General features: G+C 43.5%; 11 protein-coding genes. 9 read left to right on the plus strand and 2 right to left on the minus strand.

What is annotated here, in order from left to right; translation table 11 throughout:
• Positions 1–8 precede the first annotated feature (8 nt).
• Positions 9–1,457, minus strand: a complete 1,449-nt coding sequence (locus tag V144x_RS08735; protein WP_144984336.1) for a hypothetical protein — start codon at positions 1,455–1,457, stop codon at positions 9–11.
• A gap of 154 nt (positions 1,458–1,611) precedes the next feature.
• Complete coding sequence (locus V144x_RS08740) at positions 1,612–2,580, minus strand: C-terminal binding protein (RefSeq protein WP_144984339.1); 969 nt, start codon at positions 2,578–2,580, stop codon at positions 1,612–1,614.
• Positions 2,581–2,924: 344 nt separating this feature from the next.
• Here V144x_RS08740 and V144x_RS08745 point away from each other — a divergent pair, with 344 nt between their 5' ends.
• The 9 genes from V144x_RS08745 to V144x_RS08785 all read left to right on the plus strand — a co-directional run bounded on the left by V144x_RS08745 (position 2,925) and on the right by V144x_RS08785 (position 16,052).
• Complete coding sequence (locus V144x_RS08745) at positions 2,925–3,377, plus strand: hypothetical protein (protein WP_144984342.1); 453 nt, start codon at positions 2,925–2,927, stop codon at positions 3,375–3,377.
• Positions 3,378–3,528: 151 nt separating this feature from the next.
• Positions 3,529–5,007, plus strand: coding sequence for an efflux RND transporter periplasmic adaptor subunit (locus tag V144x_RS08750; RefSeq protein WP_232102766.1), 1,479 nt, complete (start codon positions 3,529–3,531; stop codon positions 5,005–5,007).
• Positions 5,008–5,078: 71 nt separating this feature from the next.
• Positions 5,079–8,303: an efflux RND transporter permease subunit gene (locus V144x_RS08755; protein WP_144984345.1), complete on the plus strand. Its 3,225-nt coding sequence runs from the start codon at positions 5,079–5,081 to the stop codon at positions 8,301–8,303.
• A gap of 83 nt (positions 8,304–8,386) precedes the next feature.
• Positions 8,387–8,917 (plus strand): hypothetical protein, encoded by a 531-nt coding sequence (locus V144x_RS08760; RefSeq protein WP_144984348.1) that lies wholly within the window; start codon positions 8,387–8,389, stop codon positions 8,915–8,917.
• Positions 8,918–9,154: 237 nt separating this feature from the next.
• Positions 9,155–9,589: a hypothetical protein gene (locus tag V144x_RS08765; RefSeq protein ID WP_144984351.1), complete on the plus strand. Its 435-nt coding sequence runs from the start codon at positions 9,155–9,157 to the stop codon at positions 9,587–9,589.
• Positions 9,590–9,733: 144 nt separating this feature from the next.
• Positions 9,734–10,495: an RNA polymerase sigma factor gene (locus tag V144x_RS08770; protein WP_144984354.1), complete on the plus strand. Its 762-nt coding sequence runs from the start codon at positions 9,734–9,736 to the stop codon at positions 10,493–10,495.
• Positions 10,492–12,648 (plus strand): hypothetical protein, encoded by a 2,157-nt coding sequence (locus V144x_RS08775; RefSeq protein ID WP_144984357.1) that lies wholly within the window; start codon positions 10,492–10,494, stop codon positions 12,646–12,648. The genes V144x_RS08770 and V144x_RS08775 overlap by 4 nt, the downstream gene beginning before the upstream one ends.
• A gap of 352 nt (positions 12,649–13,000) precedes the next feature.
• The gene (locus tag V144x_RS08780; protein WP_144984360.1) at positions 13,001–14,323 is read left to right on the plus strand and encodes a tetratricopeptide repeat protein; all 1,323 of its coding nucleotides are present in this window, start codon (positions 13,001–13,003) and stop codon (positions 14,321–14,323) included.
• 115 nt (positions 14,324–14,438) lie between these two features.
• A complete protein-coding gene (locus V144x_RS08785; RefSeq protein ID WP_197998829.1) occupies positions 14,439–16,052 on the plus strand; it encodes a CRTAC1 family protein in 1,614 nt (537 codons plus the stop codon).
• The last annotated feature ends 436 nt before the right edge of the window (positions 16,053–16,488 follow it).

Genomic DNA, 16,488 nt, shown 5'->3' on the forward strand with positions numbered 1-16,488 from the left:
AAGTTGCTTTAGTTGAGAAAGCCGAGCCAACTTTTTTTCCGGTCGTCGTCCATCTCGTCATCGTCAATTTTTTCTTCTTCTCGTTCTAAATTCAGACCCATTTGTTTTTCTTTTTTGCGTATTTGTTCTTCACGATTTTGAAGCATTGATTCTGTTCGGGATAGCCGGGCACGCTCAATTGAGATTTCCACTTCAGCCAATCCGAGGTTATGTTCCAGATCGTGGTGTAAAACTTGAAGCTTTTCAAGTAACTCTGTGGGAGCATTATTGAGTTGTTCCCAATTCACTGGAATGACTGCTGTTTCTGCTTCTCTTACCCTCTTGATCAATTGACTGATATATTGGTCTCGCTCTTTAATGGCTTGAATCAATTGATCGTTAGAAGCCTGTTCATATTGGATTTCAGCAGGAGCCTGAGGCAACGGAGGCTTATAACTACTAAGAGTGCGTTGGCTGGAGTCAGCTATATTTGCGCTCAGGCTTTGTGTCGTTGATTCTATTGGTGTTTCCTGAGGCGGTTCAGGGGGCGTTGATGGTACGATCGTTTTTTTCGCGAGATCAGTATCGACATCGACACCTTGGCCGGCGAGTAATTTTGCCTTCATCGCTTCCCAGCCACTAGCGTCTTCACTATCGGCTATGGGGGAGTTTTCAGTGTTAGATTCATCTTCAACCGGTACACGGGCAGTTTGGTCTTCTGGTTGAAGTTGCTCAGAAGGTAGTTCTTCTACTTGACTCACAGTCGCTTCTGGAGAACTTTCAATGGTCGGTGATGATAAGTAATCGACCAGAGTTGACGGTTTGGCAGCAACAGGCCCCGCTTCAAATCCTTTTTCAACGATTTGCTTGAGTTCAGAGATTTGCAGTTCAATTCTTGACAGGGACGCATCCGTTTCCATGCCCTGCCATAGCTCTAAGACAGCATGTAAATCTTGCGAGATTTTTTGCTGTTCTTCAATCACTTCCTGCGGAACACCACCGGATATCGTCATGCCACGATCGGCACCGGTGCGGTGTCTGCGGTCCAACTGTTCCGCGACTTGCTCCAGGCGTTCGGTAAGAGCCACAATCACTTGCTCTTTTTCTTCGAGAGCTAATTCCAATTCTGTGACTTGTTCTTTTGCTCGGAGATTTTCCGCCGAGATTGATTCAAAATTTTTAGAGATCGAATCGAATTCTTGGTCGTTGTGATGTCTGTGTCCTAGTTCTTCAGCAACTTGCCAGAGCCGTTCGGTGAGGACGGCAATTAACTGCTCTTTTTCTTGCAGTGTTGCTTCCAGTTCTTTGATTCGTTTTTGATCCTCGGAAGCGGCCATGTTCTGGGGTGGAGAGTTCTCTTTTGGGGGAGGTGATGGCGTACGCTCTTCGTGACGGATCGCATCAGAATCTGTGCCAGATTGTGATGCGAGCGCCTTCCCATCTACTTCAGATTGGGGAGCGTTACGATTGGGGTCCATCCATTCTTACCTGAATCATTAACCTTTCAAACTGGTTTTTTAAGCTAAAAATAAACGAGGACTACATTTAGCCTAGCTTATTTTCGGGCAGTTTTACTTGGTTTCACTGATTCAATGATGCACTTTTTCAACATCTTTGTAGGGATGGTAGCGATTATTCAACTGCTGTTGCATTTACGACATTAGTGGTTTCCCTCCCCACAAGGATATCTGCCACCTGACGGGCCGCTTGTTGTCGGAGTTCATCCAGTGATTCTTGTGAAATAAATGCAGCATGGGGAGAGGCAATCACTCTTTCATCCTTGAAAAAAGGATCATTCAGATCAGGTGGTTCCGGGTCAAACACATCCAGTGCTGCTCCAGCGATTTGCTCATTTTGAATAGCAAATTTCAAAGCAGAAAAGTCAATGAGCCCTCCTCTGGAAGTATTGATGATTAAAGCGGTTGACTTCATTTGTTCGAAGGCACTTTCATCAAATTGATGATGGGTGGCATCTGTTAGTGGTGCGTGAATGGAAATGACATCACTTTGCTCTAGCAGATCTGAAAACGAAACCATAGTGGTTCCCGTTCCATAGTCGTTTCCAGATGAATTGTTCGCAATTACGTTCATACCAAAAGCACGTGCACGCTCTATAACAGCTTGTCCCGTCAGGCCGAAGCCAAAGACTCCTATTGTCAATGTACTGACTCGACGCGGTATTGGTGCAGCCGCAAGATTATAGGTCCCCTGTTTCGTCTGGTGATGAAAAAAGGCAACATTTCGTAAACTTGCTAACATCAACGCAATTGTATGATCGGCGACTTCCGGGATACAGTAATCGGGAACATTGGTGACCGGAATCTTTTTGGAAGAGGCGTATTTTACATCAATATTATCCAATCCAATTCCCAAACGCGCAATCGTTTTACAATGGGGTGCCGCTGCAATCACTGCTTCTGTAACGGGAGCCCAACATGTGGCGATGGCATCAACTCCGGTAGCGTATTCGATGAGGGTCTGTTCGTCTGCTCCTGGAGGGGCTTCGATAACTTCTGCATCGACGAGTGCTAATTGTTTGCGTTCCACTTCGCAATCCGGCCAGGCACGATCAGTAATTAATACACTAAATTTCGCAGACACAAATCACTCCTTTAGCTAGTTTTGAACTGTAGATCTTTGCAGGATCGTACTTTTCTTACGTATTTACAAGTCAAGCTCTCAGGAAAATTTTAAGAGACCAATGATTCCAAAATCAAAGAGTCTGTTTGAGCAGAATGTATTCAAAATCACAACAGCTTTGGCAGGAACGCTAATTAAATCTTTGGTAGAGCCCCCTATAAAACAAAGATCTAAAACCACTTATGGATGAAATTCCAATTCTGTGTTCTGTGGCCCTCATTTTGCTCGATTAAAGAGATATCTTGACAGATTCTCTGTTTAGTGACATTATTTGAACCAGAGTTCTATTTTTCCTAAGGGTTTTTATGTACCAACCTCTCACCATCATTCTAATGTTGCTTTCGATGCTGACACATACCCTACTGGGGTGTGGATGGCATCATGCGCACGAGTGTCATGCGGGACAACAGAGCTCCTGCCAGTCTGTCGCATTATGTGAACATTCAGAATTAGAACACGTTCATCACGACCATGAGCATGCCGCAGATCATCAAGAAACTAATGGTACGACGGATGAGGCTCCCACCAGCCCGGAATCGGATCCCTGTCAGGAAGGTCGCTGTTCTTATTTAGCATCAGCGCCTGCTAAAGTTCTTGAAGAAGCTCCTCAAATGGTGGACCTGTTACCTCCCACGGATCTTTTATGCTCCTCTCAGGAGAAACAGTACATTCATTCTATGCTCGAGATCAGCGCTCTTTCTTCATTCACAGCGCCGGGAGTGCGCGCGCAGGCGCAAACCACAGTCTGGTTATTATAGAGCCTCTCTTCTCTGATCTTCATATTGGTTGAATGTTGCGCTGGTATTGTACTTATCAAGGCGCAAGCCCTTTTCAACCAGATCCTGATCTTTACGATTCCCATGACACACTTTTTTATTCAAAGTATGCGCTGTCTGATTGAGGCCTGATATGAATAATTCAACGCTAACACAAAATTGGAAATGGATTCTGTCTCTGGTTGTCCTGATTCCAGTGGGGTTTCTGTTATGGAATTCTCAGCAGCAGTGGTTACCCGCAATAAAAAACGGGTTAGAAAATAACCAAACGAAAAATGAGAAATCAGCAGAAAATCATGCAGATGAAGATTCGCATGACCATGATCATCCAGGACATGACGAAACCAGCTCGCTGGAATTATCTGATCAGGCTCGAAAGAATATTGGGCTGACCTCAGACAAACTGATTCCAGTGAAACTGCAATCTTTCACACGGACGATTTCAATTCCTGCGATTGTGGTAGAACGCCCAGGAAAAACCAGAGTTACCATTGTAGCTCCCATGACAGGAATCGTAACGAATGTGAATGTGATTGCGGGTGAAGCCGTTCAACCTGGTCGCGAACTCTTCAAAATTCGATTGACGCATGAAGACCTGGTGCAAGCACAGACGGCTTTTCTCAAGACACTCGGCGAACTTGATGTGGAAAACAAGGAAATTGTTCGGATTCGGAAAATCACGAATCAGGGAGTGATCGCTGGTAAAGTATTACTCGAACGAGAATACGCGAAAGAAAAACTGGAAGCCATCTTAAAAGCACAAAGGGAAGCGTTGCTGTTACACGGATTTAGTAATGCACAAGTTGATCAAATTGTGAAAACACGACATCTGATCAAATCCCATCAGATTTACGTCCCTATTTTGCATGATCAATCCGGCGAAGTACAACTTCCTAATCAGGAGATTCGACGAATCTCGGTGAATCCTCTCTCAAAGAAAGATCAATCGTCTGTGTCGACAAAGTCACAATTCATTGTACAAGCATTGAATGTCAGTAAAGGTGATTTTGTTCAGGCGGGTGATACGCTGTGTGTTTTAGCTGACTACAGTGATTTGTATCTCAAAGGACAGGCGTTTGAGCAAGAAGAGTCTGAGTTGACCCGTTGTATGGTCAATCAATGGTCGGTAGAAGCAATCCAGGAAGGGAAAGACAAAGAGAAAAAACAGATCAACAATCTCAAAATCAGGTATCTTGACAATCAAATCGAAACCGATGCACGCACATTTTCTGTATTTGTCAATCTTCCTAATCAGATAGAGCATGAAAATATCAGAGACAACGGAAACCGTTTTATCACATGGCAATTCAAGCCAGGTCAACGAATGCAATTACGAGTTCCTGTTGAAGAATGGAAGAAACAAATTGTATTACCGGTTGAAGCTATTGCCAACGAAGGGGCTGAACATTTTGTGTTTCAAGAAAATGGAGATCACTTTGATCGACGTCCGGTACATATTCTCTATCAGGATCAATTGTGGGCTGTGATTCAGAATGATGGTTCTATTTTTCCGGGTGATAAAATCGCGCTCGCTGGTGCACATCAACTGCAAATGGCTTTGAAAAATAAAGCTGGTGGCGGTGCTGACCCGCATGCCGGGCATTCTCATTAATCAAAAATCAAACAATACTTCTGTGCTGGTGATCCATTTTTGAAATTTCTTCCCAAGTCCGGAATAGAAATATGTTGAATGCAATTATTCGATTCTCACTGAAACAGCGTCATTTGACGCTTGCCTTTTCGCTATTCCTGATTGGTTTTGGAATCTGGCAGGCGTTAAGCATGGGGATCGACGTCTTCCCTAATCTGAATCGTCCGCGTGTTGTGGTGATGACAGAAGCGCCGGGTATGGCTCCTGAAGAAGTGGAAGCGTTAATTACGTTTCCGCTGGAGACCACATTGAATGGTGCAACCGGAGTTCAAACGGTTCGCAGTTCTTCTGGTGTTGGCATTTCTATCATTTATGTCGAATTTGAATGGGGAACCGACATTTACAATGACCGGCAAGTTGTCAATGAACGTTTGCAAATTGTCACCGAACAATTACCTGATGGTATTAAACCTCAGCTGGCTCCGATTTCGTCAATCATGGGACAAATCATGATGATCGGAATGTGGAGCGAGGATGAGAAAACTTCGCCTTTGGAAGTCCGTACTTTGGCGGACTGGGTAGTGCGACAGCGACTGTTGACGATTCCTGGTGTATCTCAAGTATTTACAATGGGAGGTGGTCGCAAGCAATTTCAAGTGCTTATCAATCCGGAAGCATTAGTGAAATACGGAATCACTTTGCATGATGTTAGGCAGGCTTGTGAACAGAGTAATGAGAACGCGACAGGCGGCTATCTGGATGAGCAAGGTCCCAATGAGTTTCTGGTGCGCGCACTGGGACGAATTCAGACGCTAAAAGATCTGGAAAAAGTTGTGATTGCAACGCGCAAGGGGCGTCCGATTTTACTTTCTCAGGTTGCAAAAGTCAGAGAAGGAGCTCAGGTCAAGCGGGGGGATAGCTCTGCGTTCGTCAAACAGGAAGATGGCACCTTTGCTGGCGGACCAGCTGTAGTGCTGACGGTAAATAAACAACCTGACGCTGATACACGACGCGTTGCCCAGGATGTGTTACGGGCTTTGAAAGAATTAAAACCGTCTTTGCCTGCTGATATTCGCATTCAGCCGGAACTCTATTCGCAGAAATCATTTATCGATCGTTCGATTGAGAATGTAATCGACGCTCTGGTGGATGGGGGAATTCTGGTCGTCATTATTCTGTTTCTATTCTTAATGAATTTTCGAACTACATTCATCACATTGACCGCCATTCCGCTTTCTATCGCGATTACGGCGATCATATTTTCCGTCTTTGGATTTTCGATTAATACAATGACGCTAGGAGGACTAGCAGTTGCTATTGGTGAGCTCGTGGATGATGCGATTGTTGATGTGGAAAATATCTTTCGCAGACTACAGGAAAATCGTTTTCAGGAGAATCCGAAACCACCCCTGCTGATTGTGTTCCAGGCAAGTTGTGAAATTCGAAATTCAATTGTATTTGGTACCGTGATTGTAGTTTTAGTGTTTTTACCTCTGTTTGCTCTATCCGGGATGGAAGGCCGTTTGTTTGCTCCCTTAGGCGTTGCCTATATTGTTTCGATTCTTTCTTCACTTGTAGTTTCACTCACATTAACGCCCGTACTTTCGTATTGGTTACTTGGCAAAAAGTTTGGTTCTCCGATCAATTCTGATTCTCTCCAAATAGACCAGGCTCATCCGAAAGATGGACCTCTGTTGCGTTTATTAAAATGGATTGCAGGTTTTGTAATCAGTTTCAGCATTCGTTTTGCTAAACCGCTGTTGTTGGCAGGAATCGTTTGTGTTTTTGTTGCCTCTTTACTGCTTGCTCAGCTGGAACGAGATTTTTTGCCTCCTTTTAATGAAGGAGTTGTGCAGCTGAACGTCGTTTTGCCTCCAGGGACATCGTTACGAAAATCGAACGAAATTTCAGAAACCGTTATGGATCGGCTGAAAAAAATTGAAGGTGTTGCTGCTTTCTCCCGGAGAACGGGGCGTGCGGAACTTGATGAACACGCAGAAGGTGTGAATATTTCAGAATTCATCATCACTTTTGATCCGAAGTCGGATCGCAGTCGCGAAGTGGTTCTTGATGATATTCGTACTTCAATGGAAAACATTCCAGGAATTGTGATTTCTGTCGAGCAACCATTGGCGCATCTCATTTCACATATGATTTCAGGAGTGAAAGCTCAAGTTGGTATCAAAATCTATGGCGAAGATCTTACGGTCTTGCGTAACACAGCCAGTGAAATGGCGGCAAATATGAGATCCGTACCGGGGGTGACTGATGTGCTTGTGGAACCGCAGGTTGAAATTCCTCAGCTTCAAATTAAATTGAATCGAGACAAGTTGGAACTGTATGGCTTAACCAGTGCGTATGTGAATGAATATATCGAAACAGCGATGAATGGTTTAGTCGTTTCTCAAGTATTGCAAGGTCAGCGTACCTTCGATTTGTTAATTCGCATGGATGAGAAATACCGCGAAGACCTACAGAAACTGAAACGACTTTCGATAGAGTTACCAGATGGTAGCACAACGCCTCTGTCTTCTGTCGCAGATATTTCGTTTTCTTCAGGGCCTAATACGATCAACCGTGAGAAGGTGCAAAAACGAATTATTGTGCAATGTAATGTGAGTGGTCGCGGTCTGGTTGATGTCGTTAAGGACATTCAAGCAAAAGAAGTTCCGATCATTGAAGCATTGCCGGCTGGTTATTTTGTGGAATACAGCGGTCAATTTGAGAGTCAGCAAACAGCATCCCGTATGATCTCAGCGCTCTTTCTGGTATCGATGCTGGGGGTTTTTCTAGTTCTGTTTACGATGTTCCGTTCCGTGAATTTTTCGTTTCAGGTGATGGCAGCGCTACCAATGGCCTTTATTGGTTCCGTTATTGCGCTGGTCATCACGGGTCAAACACTTACAATCGCGGCGATGGTGGGATTTATTTCTCTGGGAGGAATTGCATCCCGTAACGGAATTCTCTTGTTAAATCATTATTTGCATCTGGTGAAGTATGAAGGCGAAACCTGGACGCGTGAGATGATTGCCAGAGCCGGTCAAGAGCGACTGGCGCCCGTACTCATGACGGCACTCACCTCAGGAATTGGTTTGGTTCCGTTGGCATTATCGCAAGGGGAAGCGGGGAAAGAGATATTGTACCCGGTGGCAACCGTGATCATTGGAGGTTTACTCAGTAGTACGATTCTGGAATTTTTTATTCGTCCGGCGTTGTTCTGGACTTTTGGACGAGGAGCGGGAGCCAAAATTGTAGCCCAAAGTGCGGATGATATTCCATTGATAGAAGAACAGGAAGAAGTTCTCACATCTGCTTAGCAGGAAGCATACTGACCATAATATACAAAGAGTTTTATGACAAACAAAAACGAAATTACATTTTTGAAAAAAGGATTTGACTGATGAAAAATAAATTTGCAGCTCTCTCAATTGTGCTACTTACTCTGGTGAATCTTACGTTGGCAGGTTGCAATACCAACATAGATCAAGGGAAAACATTTGATGAAGCGGCGCCAGAAGACGTGACAATGAAAGAGGACGATCACGGGCACGATCATCCCAGTGAGGGACCACATCACGGTTCTTTGATTGAATTAGGAAAGGAAGCCTACCATGCTGAGTTGGTGCACGATGAAAAAAATGGTTCTGTCACGATTTATATTTTAGATGGCACTGCCAAAAAGAGTGTATCTATTAAAGCCGAAAGGCTTTTAATCAATGCTAAGCATGATGGCAAAGGGCAACAGTTTACTCTAGCTGCTTCTCCAGAGTCGACAGATCCTGAGGGGCAATCTTCTCGGTTCAGCACGCAAGAGAAAGCCCTCGAAAAACTTTTACATGAAGACGATGCGACGGCACGACTCGTGTTAGAAATCGATGGTAAGTCTTATAACGGAGAAATTCATGCACACGATCATGACCATGATCACTAGCCGGTTGATTTAGAAAGAATACGGAAGGTAATGCCGTTCAATCCTGGTTGAGCGGCATTTTTTATTAGTTGATCATCGATTCAGGGTGAAGGCTTTCTTTTTAAAATAATTCGCAAATATACGATTTTAGCTGCACGGAATGTCGTGTTCTTCCCACAAATAGTGCTGACAATAGAGACAAACAGGCCTGTAATTTTACTCATTTCAAACAAATCGAACCTCATGGAGATAAATTTAATGTATCGTTTATTTGCTTTATGTTTTGCTGTGGGCCTGATGTTTTTAACTGATACTGCGTTTGCTGATACCTCACCTGAAGATCTTGCTTCCCGTTGTGTCAGCAAAGTCAATGGTATTGTTGATCGTTGTCAGAATGCGGCAGCTGAAGAAACGGTAGAGTGCGTCAGAAAAATCCGTCAATTGTTGGCTGCGGGACGAGAAGATGCGGCTCACGATGTGGCTCGGAAATGTATTCGGTCCGCGACTACACGCACAGAAAACTGTGCGAAACGTGTGAATCGAATTTGTAATGCTTGTATTGATGAACTATTGGAACTGGGGGTACCACAACTTGCTCGCCGACTCAATAACGTTTGTGAAGATGCCATTTCGGATTTACGTACTACTTTGCAACGCGAGAAAAATGCGATACGAATTGCGTTAGGAGGCTAAGCGAAGAGATACAATTTCTTGTGAATCGTCCGTGAACCACATATGATGAATAATGTGGTTCACGGTTTTTATTCATTTCAATTTTGGAACTCAGATAGATTTGAAGAATTTTGCTGTTTTGATGGCAAATGAAAAAATCACTTTATGACATCAACTGATTTTCCTCTTTTAAACGATCCACCCAGTGATGTGCCAGTCAGGCAAGCGTCGAAGGAACGTCGAAGCGTCAGGCAGCAAGAGGCCATTGGAAATCAGCAAGTGCCTCAGAAGAAAGTAAATAAAAACGCACAATCCGAAGCTCATTCCGAATCAGTTATTCAGGAAGAGCATCATTTTATCTTGCAATTACTCAAGCGTGATCCGTGTGCCTGGCGCGATTTTGTGAGCCGCTATGATAAGCTGATTATAAGTCGAATTCTTTCTACCTGTCGTGAGTTTGGAATGAATCCGCTACCAGATCTCGTTGAAGATTGTGGAGCGGAAGTCATGGCGGCGTTGTTTCAAGGTGATATGCGGGGACTGCGTCAGTTTCAAGGACGCAGTAAACTATCCACCTGGCTGGGAGTGATTACGCGACGGACGACATTGAATTTTTTGCGTCATCATCAGCAGACTGCAAAGAAAATACAGCCGAATGACAGTCAATTTGATATTGCTACGATTCCTGATAAGCCTTTGCAGGAGACTCATCCAGTTGAGGCAGATGAGCGTGTGCAAATTCAGAGTTGTATGAATCAATTGAAGCAAACAGATCGTCAGGTTTTAGTGTTGTACTTTGATCAGAAGTTGAGTTATGCGGAGATTGGCCAGGTGCTTGGGATTTCAGAAAATGCAGTTGGTCCTAAACTGCATCGTGCACAACAAAGATTGAAAAAGTTAGTGAGAACAAGAAACAAACAGATATGAATCAGCAAAACACTCACATCCTGACATTAATCAAGCTACTGGAAGGCCACCTTTCCGTAGCAGAAGGGATGTCAGTGCGTGAACAATTGGCTTCCGATTCTGTTTTATTGCAACATTGGAAAACGCTTTCGAGTCTTTATAAAAAACCAATGTCTCCCACAGGGTCTTCGGAAACAGAATTTGATTTAGTTGATTCTGAACTCGTTGCCGCATTTGTAGAAGAAAGAATGAGTTTTGAAGAACAGCACTCATTCGAATCATCTTGTTGGAATGATACAGCGGTTCTCCGTGAAGTGATTTCAGCATATCAGTCAGCACATTTAGACTCTACTTATCCTGACATTACAAACAAGTTTTCAAAGCATTCTTTGCAGGCTTCAAAACGTATGCTTGATTTTGCTTTGGAGCAATGTAATCACATTGATTTCGAACATCCTGACGGGGACTATTTACAGGAAATAGAAACACCTCAGCAGTCGGTTCAGAATTTAGCTTTAATTGATCCTGTCGAACTTGAAGTAAAAGAGGAATTTATAAATGCACCTCAGCGATATCCACATTCAAAACGTCGCTTTCAAATAGAATATGTGAAGCTAAAGCCAAGTCAACGCTGGCTCTATGTGGTTGTGGCTATTGTAGTGGTTGTCATTGCTCTTCCAGCATATTTGCTATTTGTTGATCACGACGAGAGCACGTCAATTACTAAGAACCCTACTCCCGAAAATTCCGTTCCTGTACGAGATCATCGCTCTCTTAGCACAGATCAAAATCCTAACCTTGTACCAGTCCCTGAGCCGACTCCTCAACTGACAAAAGGTCCTGAAACAAAGAAATCCCTTGACTCTCCACAAAATTCACCAGACTCAATTGTCAAAACTCCTTCAATGGACAAGGAAGACATCGAAGAACCGATCATGGCAAGAAAATATTTGCCTGATGAGACGATTGTTAAAGTTGATTTGCAAGTTGCCTGGACCCGACTTGCTGGTATTTCCGGTTATCGAACCGATGCCACCTTACCCTGGAAAGGAATTCTGTCTGGTGTTTCTAAAAAAAACCAGAATACACAAAAAGGTGTTTTAAACGTGGTTGATGCTAATAAGAAGTTCATGGTACGCACATTGCCATTCAGCTGGCTACAAGGGAAAGTGGAACTGAGATCAAATGAATCAGTGGCTAATCATTCAAGCCGGGAGATTGTAGCAGACGCCAATTCGGAAATTCAGCTAGCCATTCAAGGAGTTCGGCAACCGAATACAGCAAATCAATCTGATAACGAATCTGGTCCAATGCGCGCGTTGATTGATTTGGAATTACACTCTGGCAAAGTTGCTTTCACACAACTTCAAGCAGGTGATACATTGCGATACCGAGAGGGGCAACTGGAATGGACCGTTCAAGCCAAACAAGAAGGTACTTCGTTCGGACTCATTCAAAGCGACGAGCATGGTAAAGATTTAATTATTTTCTCAGGAGAAGTTCATGTTATATCGGTTTCAGAACAGCAAGAGATTCTATTGAAGGCAGACCAGATGGTTGTATTGAGCGGTCAGGGTTTTAGTACACCTTCAAAAGCGACACAAAAACAGCGTTGGCTGAAAGGTCCAGTAAAATCATTGAGGTTAAGTAAAGCGTTTATCGAACGCATGAATCAAAGTGATGATCTAATGACAGCACTCTTATCTGCTTCTCCGATTGGATCTGGTAGCAACATTCTGATTAGTACCAATCTCGGTTTCTCACTTGATCCGATTGATTCGGTTCCTCGGGCAGCATTTTCAAAGTCAGAAGTTCAACGGGTTGCAGCCATCAATTGGTTAGTTGCTGCGCAAGATAATCAGACGACGCGGACAGTCTGGAATAAAATTGGTATGACTGGTAATGTTACTCAATCAACGCTTTCAGTGCGTACCTGGTTTCGAGTTGCACAGGGGAAAGCCCCAAGAGACCAAAAGTTTTTGCGAGAGCTTTCTACAGGTTTAGAGGCGACTCAGCCTCTATTCGTACGGCAATGTTCGATTTATTTTCTACGACAGATCACTCGACAACGTCTTGCAGAATATGATCCGAACCGACCAACCAAAGCGGCCATTAACAGCGTTCGACAGAAAGCCCGCCGCGCAACTGGTAACAACAATCGGCGTCGGCCATGATTTCTGTGAAAAGAAAAGTGAAATCCGAGTCATAGGTGAGAAATTACACGAATATTCAAACGTGTTAGACACTGAGTCGTTCATCAGGTTATAATTACCGCTCTGTAGGTCAAGATCTGCTTCAAACTCAGTCTAAATCGACGATATCAGGTAGAATTAATTGTTGCTGTGACTAGTATCAAGCGTAATACAATAAGCTGATCAACTGTCACATGTTTTTGTGAATCTGATTCGACGTGAGCATTCTGCCACTCACCCTTTACAAAACAGTCAGAAATACCTGATATTCTTCAAGAGCCACGGTCTTGTTATAAACAGTTATTATTGTATCGCTATAAGTTATGATTGATTGATGGGTGTTCGATTGACATCACAAACGGAAAACACTGAAACCAGCAGCCAGCAGACTAAAAGACGCCACACAAAAACCGTCTTGGGGATTGTTTGTCTTTGTATTATTGCCTTCGGACTGATTTGGGGAAAATCGAGCTGGATTCAATTTTGTCAGTGGCAAGCTGAAAGAAGTCTACTGGATCGTAAAGTCGATCTCGCATTGAGTTGGGGCTTAAGAGCCTACCAGACTGACTCTCAGAACGCTGATACTTTGTTGATCTTAGCACGTGCTCATCGACGAGCTCGCGAAATTGACAATTCAATCGAATATTTAAAGAAGTTACATCAGATCACCGGCCCTTCTGAAGATTTAAAACGAGAGCAGTGGCTTGTAGAAGCCCAAGTGGGAGACATCAATAATCTGGAGCAAAATCTGGCAGACTTGCTGATCGATCCGAAAGGGAATGCTCAAGACATTTGCGAAACGTTTGTAAATAGTTGTATTTTGAATTATCGATTTCCGGAAGCCTTAAAAGTTTTAGAACTCTGGCAAGCAGATTTTCCCGACGATCCACTCCCCCACTACTATCGTGGTCGCATATTAGAGCACAAAGGCTCTTGGGACGGAGCTGAAAAGGAATTCATATCAGCCTTAAAAATTGCACCTGACAATGTTCCTGCTGCCTATAATTTAGCGCGTGTGAAATTATCACAGAATCAAGTTGATCAAGCGCTCGAGAATTATCGAATCTGCACGCAAAATCAAAAAGGACACACAGCGGCCCTAGTGGGGATTGCTCGTTGTTTACGGATGAAACAAAATATTGATGGAGCAAGACTGATATTGCAGGAAGCACAGGGAATTCCAGAAAAGCAAAGACTCAAAGATTTTCGAGATGTCGGAGATCCAGCTCATGTTGCCAGAAATGCAGTCCTTTTGGAGCTGGGGCAATTGGAACTATCGTCTGGAAATTACGAAAAAGCGGCAACATATTTAGAAAAATCGCTTGAGCTCAATTCGAAAGATCGAAAATCACGGCTGGCATTAGCGAATGCCTATCGAGGGCTGGGCGATCTTGAGAAAGCGGAACAGCAAATCCAGATTGTCGAAACAACACAAAAGGCGATCAAGCGTATGGACGAATGCTTTGACCTGCTTCAAAAAGACTCAAAAAATGCCGATCTGCGAGCAGAAATCGGCCAGATATTCTTAGAACACATTTCTGAAAATCAGGGAATCGTATGGTTAAAAAATGCTTTGTACTATGATCCAAAACATCAACAAGCCAAACAGGCTTTGGAAAAGTATTATGCAGAGCAAGGTTCTGAACCGAATAGGTAAATTTATTCGGAACGCGTTTTTTATTGGGATCAATTCTAGAGGTGCCTCCATCCAATTTTCCGTTATTATTCTTGTTTTGTTATGCGTTTTGAGCGGTTGTACTTCCAAAACACCGATGAGTCAGCCAACTGATGGGAAGCGGGCAGGAACGAGACGTTCGGAACCAGCTACCATTGATTTTGTGGATGTTACAGACTCCCTGGGTGTTGATTTCAAATACCAGAATGACGAACAAGCAAAGCACTATACGATTTTAGAATCAATCGGAGGCGGAGTTGCCATCTGGGACTTTGATCTCAATGGGCACGAAGATCTTTTTTTTCCTGGCGGTGGTACTTTTCTCAAAGGAAAGAAAATAGTTGGATCTCCGTCCGTTCTGTTTAGTCAGATGTCTGCGGGCAGGTTTGAGAATGCAAGCCTTAATTCCAAGATCGCACCAAGTCGATTTTACTCACATGGATGTACGGTCGCAGATTTTGATAATGATGGTTTTCCTGACATTGTTGTCACTGGCTATGGTGGAATTCTCTGTTGGCATAACTCTGGTGACGGAACCTTCGAGGAAATTTCGCAGCAATCAGGTCTGATTGACCCAAGTTGGAGTACCTCTGCCGGGTGGGGAGATTTGAACGGTGATGGTTATTTAGATTTGTATCTGGCCCATTATGTCGATTGGACGTTCGAAAATCATCCGTTGTGTGCTGATTCTTCCGGACGGAAGGACGTATGCCCTCCTCGCCGATTTACAGGTCTCGATGATCGTGTTTTTTTTAGCAACGCAGATGGTACATTTCGCGATGCGACTCAAGAGGCAGGCTTAGTGTCCAATGGCAAAGGTCTGGGGGTAGTCCTCGGAGATGTTGACAATGATTCGGATCTGGATGTCTACGTAGCCAATGATACGACGAATAACTTTCTTTATCTTAATGATGGTGAAGGGAAGTTTCAGGAAGCCGCTCTCGTCCGGGGGGTTGCCGTCGATGACGAAGCGACGGCGAATGGAAGTATGGGGGTTGATCTCGGAGACTTCAACCAGGACGGCTTACCTGATATATGGGTGGCCAACTATGAGTCGGAAGCATTTGCCCTTTATAAGAATATAGGAAACGGACAGTTTCTCTATGCAAGTCGCGAAACGGGAGTGAGCGCAATTGGAGATATCTTTGTGGGGTTTGGTACTCAATTTGGAGATTTTGACTCAGATGGTGATGAAGATCTTGTTGTCGCCAATGGCCACGTGATTCATTTTCCAAAGCACACGACCGTTCGACAGCAGCCACTCATTCTCGAAAACCGTTCTAGTCAATTTTCCCGGCTGAAGTTTGAAGAAGCAAACTACTTAAGCCAATTGCACTATGGTCGAGGTGTTGCTATTGGAGATTTAGATAATGATGGAGATTTGGATTTGGTTTTCGCAAATTGCAATGAGAGATCAGCCATTCTAGAGAACCAATCAAAAGCTCGTTCTCAATGGGTTAAGATTCGGCTGATTGGAACAGAATCGAATCGAGATGCGATAGGTGCCCGCCTTGTGTTCCATACGGACCAAGGTGATATTTCTCGGTTTATTAAAGGGGGAGGTAGCTATTTATCACAGAGTAGCTATGTCGTGCATTGCGGGTTTCCCAAAGAAGCCAGGGTTAATGGTGTAACGATTTTCTGGCCATCTGGAAGAACGCAAACACACAGTCCAATTCAGCAAAATCACTCGTTTACTTTAATCGAGTAAACCTGTCCAGTCTTAACGATTCTCTATAAGAAATGCTGGTCCAGATTGCTCCGTTAGTGAGTTGAGTTTGGATTAGACCATAAGTGTTGATTATACGCATTATCGCTGATTACGATTTACGTAAAGAATGGTTATTAACTAATGTTAATAAAACGGCTTGTCTTAATTAGCAGAGAGAAATCGATTGACATTTTTATTAAAACCTTATTAAGATCATTTTAGTCAGCTGTATATTAATGCGATAGTCTATATTGATAAGTGTTTTAGTTTATCTGTGTCGTGTTATGTTTCATTGATGCTAGTTTGATTTCCCCTATTCTATGGTGTTTAACATCACTTCATCTCTAAATTTTTTGTCATATCCATCATTTCTTGAATTGGTTTGCGTTAAGTATTTTTTAGTGACTATTTTTTATTTTTTCCAAAGGAACTGAAA

The organism is Gimesia aquarii, assembly GCF_007748195.1.
GTDB classification, from domain to species: domain Bacteria; phylum Planctomycetota; class Planctomycetia; order Planctomycetales; family Planctomycetaceae; genus Gimesia; species Gimesia aquarii.